The organism is Limnohabitans sp. T6-5, from assembly GCF_003063315.1.
In the GTDB taxonomy this organism is placed as follows: Bacteria; Pseudomonadota; Gammaproteobacteria; order Burkholderiales; family Burkholderiaceae_C; genus Limnohabitans_A.
Genome location: NZ_NERV01000003.1, coordinates 683,509 through 696,269 on the forward strand (window position 1 = coordinate 683,509; position 12,761 = coordinate 696,269).

Here is a 12,761-nt window from a genome sequence, read left to right on the forward strand (position 1 = left end):
CTGAAGCTACCGACCTACAAAACCATGGCTTTTTGAACACTTTGCGGGGCAGGATCCATAAGCGCTGATCAGACCTGCGGGTCGGCCTTGTGGCAGGCCGCATGCGGCAAATCCAGCCAACGCTTCGCCGCCGCTTGAAGGCTGCTCAGTTCGCCATTCGTCAATAGCTGCATGCGGGCCGAAGCGGCCAATGGCGCAGGGCCTGCGCGCAGCTGGCCAGCCGCATCCAGCAGTCTTCGCGTTTGCCGGGCCACCGGTTCGCCGGTGGACACCAGCTGAATGTCGCTGCCCAGCAAGCTTTGCAGCGCCTTGTGCGCGAACACGTAGTGGGTGCAGCCCAACACCAGGGTGTCCATTTGACCTGCAGCCTGGCCAAACTCGCCCATCTGCTGTGTGTAGTCGCGCAGCAGTTGGGTGATTTTTTCAGAGGTCTGAGCACCGCTGGCGGCGTGTGTGCTTTGCTCGATGGCCAGCGCCAAGCCATTGCAAGGCTGAACCACGAAGTCGGCCTGGTCTTGCAGGCTGGTGAGCAGCCGATGGAATTTTTCGCTGGACAGCGTACCCTTGGTGCCAATGACGCCGATGCGTTTGGTTTGGCTCAGCGCCATGGCAGGTTTGAGCGCGGGCTCGACGCCGATCAAGGGCAAATGCGGGTACTGCGCACGCAAGGTGTGAATGGCCGCTGCCGTGGCCGTGTTGCAGGCCACCACCAGGGCTTTGATGTGGTGATGCTCGATCAGGTGCCGTGCAATGGCCAGGCTGCGTTGGCGCACGAAAAGATCGCTTTTTTCGCCATAGGGCGCATGACCGCTGTCGGCCCAGTACACAAAGTGCTCATGCGGCAGCTCGGCTTGAAGGGCCTGCAGAACGCTCAGGCCGCCGATGCCGCTGTCAAAAACGCCGATGGGGGATTCGGTCATGAATGGGGTGAGGGCAGGGGCATCTTGTCAAAACAAAGCCCCCGACGCATCACATTCAGGCAGCTGTGACGCCAATGCCCTTGAACTCGCCCGTGGCGATGCGTTTTTGCCATTCGGCCGGGCCGGTGATGTGGGCGCTGGTGCCGCCCGCGTCCACCGCCACCGTCACGGGCATATCGACCACGTCGAATTCATAAATGGCTTCCATGCCCATGTCGGCAAAGCCCACCACTTGGGCGTGTTTGATGGCTTTGGACACAAGGTAAGCCGCGCCGCCCACGGCCATCAGGTAAGCCGACTTGTGCTTCTTGATGGCTTCGATGGCGACCGGGCCACGCTCGGCCTTGCCGATCATGGCGATCAGGCCGGTGTTGGCCAGCATCATTTCGGTGAAGCCGTCCATGCGGGTGGCCGTCGTTGGGCCTGCCGGGCCCACAGCCTCGTCGCCCACGGGGTCAACAGGGCCCACGTAATAAATCACGCGGTTCTTGAAGCTCACAGGCAGCGGCTCGCCCTTGGCCAGCATGTCTTGAATGCGTTTGTGGGCGGCGTCACGGCCCGTGAGCATCTTGCCGTTGAGCAGCAAGGTCTGGCCGGGTTTCCAAGCAGCGACCTGTTCGGGTGTCAGGGTGTTCAGGTCCACGCGCTGGCTCTTTTCGGTGTCGGCCGTCCAGCCCACGTTGGGCCACAGGTCGAGCGAAGGCGCTTCGAGGTACGAAGGGCCGGAGCCATCCAGCACAAAGTGCGCGTGGCGGGTCGCTGCGCAATTGGGGATCATGGCCACGGGCTTGCTGGCCGCGTGCGTGGGGTACATCTTGATCTTGATGTCGAGCACGGTGGTGAGGCCGCCCAGGCCCTGCGCGCCAATGCCCAGCGCGTTGACCTTGTGGTACAGCTCCAGGCGCATTTCTTCGACTGGGTCGAGCTTCTCGCCTTTGCTCGATTTTTCGAGCAGCTGGTACATGTCCAGGTCGTCCATCAGGCTCTCTTTGGCCAAGAGCACGGCTTTTTCAGCGGTGCCGCCGATGCCGATGCCCAGCATGCCGGGTGGGCACCAGCCCGCGCCCATGGTGGGCACGGTTTTGAGCACCCAGTCCACGATGCTGTCGCCGGGGTTGAGCATGATCAGCTTGGATTTGTTCTCGCTGCCGCCGCCTTTGGCCGCCACGGTCACATGCACATGGTGGCCGGGCACGATCTTGGTGAAGATCACGGCAGGCGTGTTGTCTTTGGTGTTCTTGCGGTTGAAGTGCGGGTCAGACACCACGGAGGCACGCAGCATGTTGTCGGGGTGGTTGTAGCCACGGCGCACGCCTTCGTTCACGGCATCTTCCAAGCTGCCGGTGAAGCCGTCGAATTTCACGTCCATGCCGACTTCGAGGAACACGTTCACGATGCCAGTGTCTTGGCAAATCGGGCGGTGGCCGAAGGCGCTCATCTTGCTGTTGGTGAGGATCTGCGCAATGGCGTCCTTGGCGGCGGGGCTTTGCTCGCGCTCGTAGGCGCTGGCCAGGTGCGAGATGAAGTCAGCCGGGTGGTAGTAGCTGATGTATTGCAGCGCGGCAGCAACGGATTCGATCAGGTCGTCTTGTTTGATCAGTGTGGTCATGGTTCGTGAGTCCAGTGGAGAGTCAAAAATATCGAAAAGGGTTCAGTGGCCTGCGCTGTCGTGGTGCGACATCAGGCGGTCAGCCACGGCAATGGCAATGGCGCTGAGCAAGAAAGCGATGTGGATGATGGTTTGCCACATCAGGACTTTTTCGTCGTAGTTGGCGGCGTTGATGAAGGTCTTGAGCAGGTGAATCGAGCTGATGCCGATGATGGCCGTGCCCAGTTTGACCTTGAGCACCGAGGCGTTGACGTGGTCGAGCCACTCGGGTTGGTCCGGGTGGCCTTCGAGGTTCAGGCGCGAGACAAAGGTTTCGTAGCCGCCCACGATGACCATGATCAGCAAGTTGGAGATCATCACCACGTCGATCAGGCCCAGCACCACCAGCATGATCACGGTTTCGTTCAGGCTGGTGATGGCCGCATCCGTCTTGTAGCCAATGCTGCTGATCAGCAATTGCAATGCGTGTTGGTTACCAAAGGCGGCTTCGAGCAGGTGCACCAGCTCAACCCAAAAATGGAACACATAAACCGCCTGCGCTGCGATCAGCCCCAGATACAGCGGCAATTGCAGCCAGCGGCTGGCAAAGATGAAGTTGTTGAGTGGGCTGGTGGCGGTTTTGACGCCCGAAGATGGTTTGGACATGGTTTTCCTGAAACTTTCCTGAAGCCAGTGGCTTCTGGGGGTCCCGAATTTTAGGCGGTAGAACAGCAATTCAAAACCAAGTCCATGCAAGTCTGATGTCAGTCAGTGCTTTGTAAGAGCGAACGCCGACATTTGCACCAGTTTTGAAAACGCCATGTCATTGAGGAGACAAATCTGATGAGTTCCACCATTTACCAACCGAGCGCTGATTTCGTTAAAAACGCCAACGTCTCGGGCATGGCCGCCTACGAAGCCCTGTGCAAAGAAGCTGACACCGATTACCAGGGCTACTGGGGTCGCCTGGCCAAAGAGCTGATCACCTGGAAGACGCCTTTCACCAAATTGCTGGACGAGTCCAATGCACCTTTCTTCAAGTGGTTTGAAGACGGCACCTTGAACGTGTCCTACAACTGCCTGGATCGCAACGTCGAAAAAGGCCTGGGCGACAAAACCGCCATCATCTTTGAAGCCGACGGCGGCGAAGTGACCAAAGTCACTTACAGCCAGTTGCTGGCCAAGACCTGTCAATACGCCAACGCGCTCAAATCCCTCGGCATCAAAAAGGGTGACCGCGTTGTCATCTACATCTCCATGTCGATTGACGGCGTGGCCGCCATGCAAGCTTGCGCCCGCATCGGCGCCACCCACTCGGTGGTGTTCGGCGGCTTTTCTGCCCAGTCGCTGCGAGACCGCATCGAAGACACCGGTGCTGTCGCCGTGATCACGGCTGACCACCAAGTGCGCGGTGGCAAGCAGTTGCCCCTCAAATCCATCGTGGACGAAGCCCTGGCCCTGGGCGGTTGCGACGCCATCAAAAACGTGCTGGTCGTCAAGCGCTCGGGCGCCGACATCGCCATGACCGCAGGCCGCGACCTGTGGATGGCCGACGTGGCCGACCAGCAAGCCACCACCTGCGAGCCAGAGTGGGTGGGCGCTGAGCACCCCCTGTTCCTGCTTTACACATCGGGCTCGACTGGCAAGCCAAAAGGCGTGCAACACAGCACCGGCGGCTACTTGCTGCACGCAGCCTTGACCACCCAATGGACCTTCGACCTGAAGGCTGACGACGTGTTCTGGTGCACGGCCGACATCGGCTGGGTCACAGGCCACACCTACATCACTTACGGCCCCTTGGCCCTGGGCGGCACCGAGATCGTGTTTGAAGGCGTGCCCACATACCCCGACGCAGGCCGCTTCTGGAAGATGATCCAGGACCACAAAGTCTCGATCTTCTACACCGCGCCCACCGCCATCCGCTCGCTGATCAAAGCCGCTGAAGCCAACGACGCCGTGCACCCCAAGAGCTACAACCTGAGCAGCCTGCGCCTGCTGGGCTCGGTCGGCGAGCCGATCAACCCGGCCGCCTGGGAGTGGTACTACGAGCACGTGGGCGGCAGCCGTTGCCCCATCGTGGACACCTTCTGGCAGACCGAAACCGGTGGTCACATGATCACCCCGCTGCCTGGCGTGACCCCCATGGTGCCCGGTTCTTGCACACTGCCGTTCCCCGGCATCCAGGCCGCCATCGTGAGCGAAACCGGCGAAGACATGCCCAATGGCCAAGGCGGCATTTTGGTCGTCAAGCGCCCTTGGCCTTCCATGATCCGCAACATCTGGGGCGACCCTGAGCGCTTCAAGAAGAGCTACTACCCTGAAGACTTCAAGGGCAAGTACTACCTGGCTGGCGACGGCGCGATCCGCGACGAGAAAACCGGTTACTTCACCATCACCGGCCGCATCGACGACGTGCTGAACGTCTCTGGTCACCGCATGGGCACGATGGAAATCGAATCGGCGTTGGTGAGCTGCACCGAGCTGGTGGCCGAAGCTGCCGTGGTGGGCCGCCCTGACGACACCACGGGTGAGGCGATTTGCGCCTTCGTGGTGCTCAAGCGCGCCTTGCCAAACAACGACGAAGGCAAAGCGATTGCCAAGCAATTGCGCGACCACATCGCCAAAGAAATCGGCCCCATTGCCAAACCCAAGGACATCCGCTTTGGCGAGAACCTGCCCAAGACCCGCTCGGGCAAGATCATGCGCCGCCTGCTGCGTTCGCTGGCCAAAGGCGAAGAGATCACGCAAGACATCTCGACCCTGGAAAACCCGCACATCCTGGGTCAGTTGGGTCAGGCGTACTGACCAAACGCGGGCGTCAGCCCGCTGTATCAAGCAAAACAAAGGCAGCTTCGGCTGCCTTTGTTTTTTTGGGTGTGGGTTTTTTATTTAAATAAAAAAATAGTACTTAAATTTTATAAAATCTCATCTTCAAAATTATTCCTGTACATGAGTTGAGCAGGACATCAAGGATAAAAAATGAGATTCATAGTCAGCTGGGTCATGAATTTGGCTTCAAGTTTTTTGCATAGGATCTCCATGAAAAATCTGCTGGGTACCATCCTGGCGGTTTTTATGAGTTCAATCGCCATGGCTGAAAACGCCAGTCCTTTTGGCCTGGAGGTGGGCGTCGCTACTTTGTCGCAAGTGCAAAAGCAAATCGGTGACAAAACGTCACTGACCCCCACGGGCATCAATAAATACAGTGGTGGAAAGATGTTTGAAGTCGACGGCCATGGGCTGAACGTGGAAGGCGTGAATGCCGTGACCTTCATCTTTGATCAGGCTGACGTGTTGGTTGGGGTCCTCGTGTCCATGCCTAAAAATCCCAAATCACTGATCAAAACCTTTTCGGGAAAATACAAGGTGATCAACAACAAGGTTGACAACTTCATGAACTATGGCAGCGCCCAATTCAGCAAGGGAGACACAGTGATCGACATTGACGCGCCCCACCTGAGCTTTGTCATGGAAGTACGTTACTTGAGCAAACGCTTGCGAGATGCCTTCATGCAGCAATCGAATGCAGAAACGGCCGCCAAGCAAAAACGCAAAGCCGATAGTCTTTGAATTGCTGATCTTCAAATAGGTTCAAAAAAACGGCAGCCGAGGCTGCCGTTTTTTGTAGGTCGGTGGTCGCAGACCATGGCAATTTTTCGTGTACCGGGCATGCCCTGTATGGACAGTCAAAGGGCAATGTCGGACTCTTCGAGTGTCGACTTGCGAAAAGACCAGGGCTTTTGTAGGTCGGTGGTCGAAGACCCCGACAAATTTCCGCAAACCCCGCTTCAACTCTTCATGCCCAGCCCCAGCTTCTCGATCAGCCGCTTTTCCTTCACATAGCTGGCGAGGATGAACTGGGTGTAGGCCTCGCTGTCCATGTAGATGACCGGCTGGTCGTACTTCTCAAAGGCGGCCACCACACCAGGGTCGCTCAGGGTTTTCTTGAAACCGTCTTGCAGCTTGCGCACGATCTTGGGGTCCATGCCCTTGGGGCCTGCGATGCCAAAGGGCGAATCGGACACCGTGTCGTAGCCCAGCTCGTTGAGCGTGGGCACATTGGGCCAGCGTTTGGTGCGTTTGCTGCCGTAGGTGGCCAACAGGCGCAGGGTGCCTGCTTCAACGTGGGGTGCCCAGCCGGTGGCGTCGCTGTGGGCGTCGATGTGACCGCCTAAAAGCGCCTGCAGGCCGTCCGAGCTGCCTTTGAAGGGCACATGGGTGAGCTGGATGCCTGCCTTGCTGGCGAACTCTTCCACGGCCAGGTGTGGCGTGGTGCCGTTGCCAGTGGAGCCGTAGGCGAACTTGCCAGGGTTGGCTTTGGCGAAATTGACCAGGTCTTTGACCGTCTTGATGGGCGAGTCGGCCTTGACCACGATGCCGAAGGTGTAACCGGTCAGGCAGGCGATGTAAGTGAAGTCCTTGAGCGGGTCGAACTGCATCTTTTGCATGTGCGGCAAGCGGGCCACGCCGATCGTGATTTGCGACAGGGTGTAGCCGTCGGGGGCAGCCTTGACGAGTTCGTTGGGGCCGAGCATGCCGCTCGCACCGGGCTTGTTTTCAACGACGACCTGCTGGCCCAGCACCTTGGTGGCGCCTTCGGCCAGGGCGCGCATCACGATGTCACTCGACCCGCCTGCCGGCCAGGGGCAGATCAGCTTGAGCGGACGGGTTGGAAAGGCGGGTGTCTGGGCCAGCGCGGGCAAGGCCAAAGCGGCGGCAGCGGCGATGCCACTTTGCACAAACTGGCGGCGTGAGGTGTCGTTGGTGTTCACAAGTCTCTCCTGATGGGTTCAGCACGCAGTATGGCCCGGGCGTCTGCGCGTATGCATCGGGAGTTCCCTCAAAAGGTCGCGTGTGTGACCAACACCTCAGTCCCCGCGCACCACACCTTCACGCCGGGGATCGGCTGCGCCAAACCAGCCTGTGGCGGTGCGCTCAATGGCTTGCAGCCCGCTGGTCATGTCGATCAGGCGTACTTCGTGGCCTCGGCCTTGCAGTGCTTGCACCGTGCTGGCGGGCCAGCGCTGGTTTTCGAGCAGCACGGGGCCACCCAGATTGGCAAAGTTGGGCAGGTTCACCGCCTGCTGCACGTTCAAGCCCCAGTGCAGGGTGCCCACCAGCACCTTGCTCGTGAAGTGGATGATGACGGCCCCGCCCGGGCTGCCTGCACTCAGCAGCAACTGGCCGCTGGCCTTGTCAAACATCAATGTGGGCGACATGGACGAGCGCGGGCGCTTGCCGGGCTCGACCCGGTTGGCCACCGGGCGGCCTTGCGCGTCGGTGGGTACGAAGCTGAAATCGGTCAGCTGGTTGTTGAGCAAAAAGCCGCCGGGTCGGGCTGGGTCGGTCGTCACCATGCGGCGCGAGCCAAAGGCGGCTTCGATGGTGGTGGTCATGGCCACGGCGCGGCCTTGCGCGTCGACCACGCTGATGTGGCTGGTGCCGTATTCGGGCTGCGTGGGCATGGGGGCGTGAGCGATGGGGCTGGCTGCTGGTTGGCCTGGTAGGGCCACTTTCATGGCTTGGGCGCCGATCAGCTGGCTGCGTTCGCGCAGGTAGTCAGGGGCCAGCAGACTGCGCCAGTCACCGCCCGGCGCGTTCACAAAGTCGGGGTCGGCCACGTACTGCGCCCGATCGGCAAAGGCCAAGCGCGAGGCTTCGGCATAGCGGTGCAGCCAGTCGGGGGAGGGCAAGCCCTCGGCCAACTCAGGCCCTTGCGCGCGGGTGTGACTCAGCATGCCCAAAATTTGCCCGATGGCGATCTGGCCCGAGGAGGGCGGGGGGAAGCCGCAGATGCGGTACGCACGCGACGTGGCCGCGTGATCAAAACACAGGGCTTCGCGCATGCGGGGCTGGTAATTGGCCAGGTCTTGCAGGCTCAGCCCCCCCGGGCGCGGCGGCTGAGCCGTGCGGGCCACGATGGCTTGGGCCACAGGCCCTTCGTGCAGGGCGCGGCTGCCCTCGCTGGCCAAGCGGCGCAGCACATGGCCGTATTCGGGGTTGCGCAGCACATGGCCCACGGGCCAGGCTTGGCCCTGGGGGGTGTAGAAAAAGCGCAAGGCCAGTGGGTCTTTTCTGAGGTGCGGGTCGGCTTGTAGCAGGGTGTGCAGGCGTGGGCTGACCTTGAAGCCCTGTTCGGCCAGCGCAATGGCGGGCGCAAACAGTTGCGCCCAGGGCAGGGCGCCGTGCTGGCGGTGGGCCGCTTCGAGCATGCGCACCGCACCAGGCACGCCCACCGACTGGCCACTCAAGACCGCATCGTCAAAGGGCAGGGGTTTGCCTTCGGTGTTCAGGAACTGGTCACCCTTGGCCGCAGCGGGGGCGGTTTCGCGGCCATCGAAGGCTTGCACGCGCTGGCCGTCAAAGTGCAGTAAAAACGCGCCGCCACCGATGCCGCTGGACTGTGGTTCCACCAGGCCCAAGACCAGCTGCACTGCAATGGTGGCATCCAGCGCGGAACCACCGGCCCGCAAAATCTGGTGCCCTGCATCGGTGGCCAAAGGGTTGGCTGCCGCTACTGCTTGCCGCGTGGTGGCCCAGCCGGGTTTGTCGGTGAAGCCGCTGGCCGATTCGGGTTGGTCGGGGATGGTGTAGTGCCAGCCGCTGGCCAGGGGCTGCGTGGTGCAGGCGGTCAGCAGCGCCAAGGCGAACAGTGCGATCAGGCGATAGACGGTACTGTGCATGGATGGCATCACTGATGGCAGAGGCCGAACGGGTTTGACATGTTGATGGGGCGGTTTGCTGCCATCTTAGGCCTCTATCGGCCAATTTATCGCCAGCAGGGCTGGCTCCTACAAAGATGGGTACCTGTGTGGGAGCTTGCCCTGCAAGCGATTGTCAGCTCACTTCGGTGCCAGACGGATCGCGCCGTCCAGGCGAATCACTTCGCCGTTGAGCATGTCGTTTTCGAAGATGTGCTTGGCCAATTTGGCGTAGTCCTGGGGGGTGCCCAGGCGGCTGGGGAAGGGCACGCCTGCGGCCAGCGCATCTTGCACTTCTTGCGGCATGCCAAACAGCATGGGGGTGCCGAAGATGCCGGGGGCAATCGTCATGTTGCGGATGCCGTTGCGCGAGAGGTCGCGTGCGATCGGCAGCGTCATGCCGACCACGCCGCCTTTGGACGCAGCGTAAGCGGCCTGGCCAATTTGCCCGTCATAAGCGGCCACGCTGGCGGTGCTGATCAACACGCCGCGCTCGCCTGTGGCTTCGGGTTCGTTTTTGCACATGGCTTCCGAGGCCAGTCGGATCATGTTGAAGGTGCCCACCAGGTTGACCATGATGGTCTTGGTGTAGACGGCCAAGTTGTGCGCGCCGTTCTTGCCCACGGTCTTTTCGGCGGGGGCGATGCCTGCGCAGTTGACCAAGCCCACCAGCTTGCCCATGGACACGGCTTGGGCCACCACGGCTTGGCCGTCGGCTTCATTGCTCACGTCGCACTTGACGAAGGCGCCGCCCAGCTCTTTGGCCACCGCCTCGCCTTTTTCAGCCTGCATGTCGGCGATCACCACTTTGCCGCCGTTGGCCGCCAGCATGCGTGCCGTGCCTTCGCCCAGGCCCGATGCGCCGCCTGTGACGATGAAAACCTTGCCTTGAATGTCCATGTCTGACTCCTGTATTGGTTGACGTTACGTAAACGTCAATTATGCACATTCATGGCTTGCGCATGCAGGGATGCGTAAGCTGATCTCATTGGTTTACGGTAGCCGCGCTACATCAAAAGGCTGATGGTCATGGTTGCAGAGTCTTTCTAGCATGGGTTTGGACATCTACCAATGTCAGGTGGGTGGCTTTACATCAGGAGTATTGAATGGCTTCAGGCATGGCTGTGGGTACGGGGGGCTTGATTCGCAACGATGACAACTGGCGCAGGGCGACCGAGTTGTTGGCGACTGCAGGCATCACTGTCGGTGGCACAAGTCCTTGGGACTTGCAGGTGCATCACCCAGCGACCTTTGATCGCATTCTGACCCGGGGCAGCCTTGGCTTGGGTGAGAGCTATATGGATGGTTGGTGGGACTGCGCTCAGATTGATGAGCTGATCACCCGCATCCTGCGTTCACGTCTGGATGAGCGGGTGGGGCGTGCAGGGTGGCTGTGGGCATCCTTGAAGGCGCGATTGACCAATCTGCAGTCCCAGCAAAGGGCTTGGCAGGTGGGTGAAGTCCATTACGACTTGGGCAATGACCTGTATGAATCCATGCTGGACCCGTCCATGGCCTACAGTTGCGGCTATTGGGCGCAAGCGCAGACGCTGGAACAGGCTCAGGAGGCCAAACTCGACTTGATTTGCCAGAAGCTTCAATTGCGGCCTGGCATGACGCTGCTGGACATTGGGTGTGGCTGGGGCAGTCTGATGTTGTTTGCGGCACGCCATTACCGTGTGCAGTGCGTGGGCCTGACCATCTCGAAAGAGCAAGCCAGGCTGGGCACTGAAAAAGCTCAGGATTTGCCCATTCGTTTTGAGTTGGCCGATTACAGGGCATTCAATTTGCAAGGCACTCAGCGCTTTGACCGCATTGCTTCGGTGGGCATGTTCGAGCATGTGGGGCATAAAAATTACCGCAGCTTTTTCGACATGGCCAGGCGCTGCTTGCGTGATGATGGCCTGTTTTTGTTACACACCATTGGCAAAAACAAGCCGGGTTGGGGCATTGATCCATGGATTGAAAAATACATTTTCCCCAATGGCGTGTTGCCTTCTGTTTCAGAAATCGGTTTTTACAGCGTGAACGACTTTGTCATGGAAGACTGGCACAACTTTGGCTGTGACTATGACAAGACTCTGATGGCATGGCATGAGCGGTTTGAAGCAGCCTGGCCCCAATTGAAAGAGAAATACGGGGAGCGGTTCTACCGCATGTGGCGGTATTACCTGCTGTCTTGTGCGGGCACCTTCAGGGCACGGGACAACCAGTTGTGGCAGGTGGTGTTTTCGCCGCGTGGGCTTCCTGGCGGTTACAGGCGCCCGCTGGCGTGAACGCAATGGGCGTGCATGGGGCCATATGCAGGCGCTCATGGGGGAAAAGCAAGGGGTCGTAGACAATGAGGCTTTTGGCGATAGCTCGCCCCACTTCATTGATTGAAACCATGCCTGCACGCATTTTCCTGATCCTGGGCGCCTTGTTCGCTTGTCTGAGTGTTGTTTTCAGCGCGGTCATAGCCCATTTGTCCGATTTTGCAGGTGGCAGGGCCTTCATGGTGCAAACCGCATTGGGCCAGCAGCAATTTCATGCCTTGGGCTTGCTGCTTGTGGGGCTGGCTTGTCGTGGGCATGCGCCTTCGCGCTGGTGGCTGGCTTCGGGAGCGCTCATGGTGGTCGGCATGTGCCTGTTCAGCTTCAACATCTATGCCCATGCCTTGCTGGGTTTTGATGCCTTGCGCGCCCTGGTTCCCTGGGGTGGCGGTGCATGGATTGTGGCTTGGCTGCTGTTGTTGGTAGGGGCTCTCCGGTCATCGCCTGCGCGCGGCGGCTATGACCTTCATTGAAACTTCCAATCGTCAGGACCCTCTCGGGCCTGTGTATTCGACTTATGATTCGGATCAATGAGTTTTCTCATTCGATAGTTTTTTTCAACCACCAAAGGAAACACCATGTCCCTGATCAACACGCAAGTTCAGCCTTTCAAAGCCAACGCTTTCCATAACGGCAAGTTTATTGAAGTGACCGAAGCCAGCCTCAAAGGCAAGTGGAACGTGTTCATCTTCATGCCTGCCGCTTTCACCTTCAATTGCCCCACAGAAATCGAAGACGCGGCTGACAACTACGCTGCTTTCCAGAAAGCCGGTGCCGAGGTGTACATCATCACCACCGACACCCACTTCTCGCACAAAGTCTGGCATGAGACTTCGCCTGCTGTGGGCAAAGCCAAGTTCCCATTGGTCGGCGACCCTACACACGCTCTGACACGCGCTTTTGGCGTGCACATCGAAGAAGAAGGCCTGGCACTGCGCGGCACCTTCATCATCAACCCCGAGTTGACCATCAAGACCCTGGAAATCCACTCCAACGAAATCGCCCGTGACGTGTCGGAAACCCTGCGCAAGCTGACGGCTGCCCAGTACACCGCCGCTCACCCCGGCCAAGTGTGCCCCGCCAAGTGGAAAGAAGGTGCCAAGACTTTGGCTCCCTCCATCGATCTGGTCGGCAAGATCTAAACCTGCCAGCAGCCTCAATGTAGGAGCCGGCCCTGCTGGCGATTGCTCACTGATCGCTTGCAAGGCAAGCTCCTAAAAAAAACCCTGCGGCGCAGGGC

Annotated in this window: 11 protein-coding genes; 5 read left to right on the plus strand and 6 right to left on the minus strand. The window is 59.6% G+C overall.

All coding sequences use genetic code 11. The features are described from left to right. Window positions 1-68 precede the first annotated feature (68 nt). Genes murI through B9Z51_RS14905 form a run of 3 tightly spaced genes read right to left on the minus strand, consistent with a single transcriptional unit; the run spans window position 69 to window position 3,174 of the window. Window positions 69-920: a glutamate racemase gene (murI, locus tag B9Z51_RS14895; protein WP_108375880.1), complete on the minus strand. Its 852-nt coding sequence runs from the start codon at window positions 918-920 to the stop codon at window positions 69-71. 55 nt (window positions 921-975) lie between these two features. Further along, window positions 976-2,529 carry a fumarate hydratase gene (locus tag B9Z51_RS14900; RefSeq protein WP_108375881.1) on the minus strand — a complete coding sequence of 518 codons (1,554 nt, stop codon included), beginning with the start codon at window positions 2,527-2,529 and terminating at the stop codon, window positions 976-978. Window positions 2,530-2,571: 42 nt separating this feature from the next. Beyond that, complete coding sequence (locus B9Z51_RS14905; RefSeq protein WP_108375882.1) at window positions 2,572-3,174, minus strand: TIGR00645 family protein; 603 nt, start codon at window positions 3,172-3,174, stop codon at window positions 2,572-2,574. Window positions 3,175-3,351: 177 nt separating this feature from the next. Here B9Z51_RS14905 and acs point away from each other — a divergent pair, with 177 nt between their 5' ends. Both acs and B9Z51_RS14915 read left to right on the plus strand, forming a co-directional pair. Continuing rightward, a complete protein-coding gene (gene acs / locus B9Z51_RS14910) occupies window positions 3,352-5,313 on the plus strand; it encodes an acetate--CoA ligase (RefSeq protein WP_108375883.1) in 1,962 nt (653 codons plus the stop codon). A gap of 270 nt (window positions 5,314-5,583) precedes the next feature. Next, a complete protein-coding gene (locus tag B9Z51_RS14915; protein WP_146187783.1) occupies window positions 5,584-6,078 on the plus strand; it encodes a hypothetical protein in 495 nt (164 codons plus the stop codon). Window positions 6,079-6,296: 218 nt separating this feature from the next. Here B9Z51_RS14915 and B9Z51_RS14920 read toward each other — a convergent pair whose 3' ends face one another. From B9Z51_RS14920 to B9Z51_RS14930, 3 genes are all read right to left on the minus strand, one after another. Beyond that, window positions 6,297-7,280, minus strand: coding sequence for a tripartite tricarboxylate transporter substrate binding protein (locus B9Z51_RS14920; RefSeq protein ID WP_108375885.1), 984 nt, complete (start codon window positions 7,278-7,280; stop codon window positions 6,297-6,299). 96 nt (window positions 7,281-7,376) lie between these two features. Further along, window positions 7,377-9,191, minus strand: coding sequence for a gamma-glutamyltransferase family protein (locus B9Z51_RS14925; RefSeq protein WP_199227544.1), 1,815 nt, complete (start codon window positions 9,189-9,191; stop codon window positions 7,377-7,379). A 159-nt stretch (window positions 9,192-9,350) separates the two neighbouring features. Then, window positions 9,351-10,109, minus strand: a complete 759-nt coding sequence (locus B9Z51_RS14930; protein ID WP_108375887.1) for a 3-hydroxyacyl-CoA dehydrogenase — start codon at window positions 10,107-10,109, stop codon at window positions 9,351-9,353. Between the two features lie 206 nt (window positions 10,110-10,315). Between B9Z51_RS14930 and cfa the strand changes: the two genes are divergently transcribed. The 3 genes from cfa to ahpC all read left to right on the plus strand — a co-directional run bounded on the left by cfa (window position 10,316) and on the right by ahpC (window position 12,663). Beyond that, the gene (cfa, locus tag B9Z51_RS14935; RefSeq protein ID WP_199227545.1) at window positions 10,316-11,485 is read left to right on the plus strand and encodes a cyclopropane fatty acyl phospholipid synthase; all 1,170 of its coding nucleotides are present in this window, start codon (window positions 10,316-10,318) and stop codon (window positions 11,483-11,485) included. A 110-nt stretch (window positions 11,486-11,595) separates the two neighbouring features. Beyond that, window positions 11,596-11,994 carry a DUF423 domain-containing protein gene (locus tag B9Z51_RS14940; RefSeq protein ID WP_158272906.1) on the plus strand — a complete coding sequence of 133 codons (399 nt, stop codon included), beginning with the start codon at window positions 11,596-11,598 and terminating at the stop codon, window positions 11,992-11,994. A gap of 105 nt (window positions 11,995-12,099) precedes the next feature. Beyond that, window positions 12,100-12,663, plus strand: a complete 564-nt coding sequence (ahpC, locus tag B9Z51_RS14945) for an alkyl hydroperoxide reductase subunit C (RefSeq protein ID WP_108375890.1) — start codon at window positions 12,100-12,102, stop codon at window positions 12,661-12,663. The last annotated feature ends 98 nt before the right edge of the window (window positions 12,664-12,761 follow it).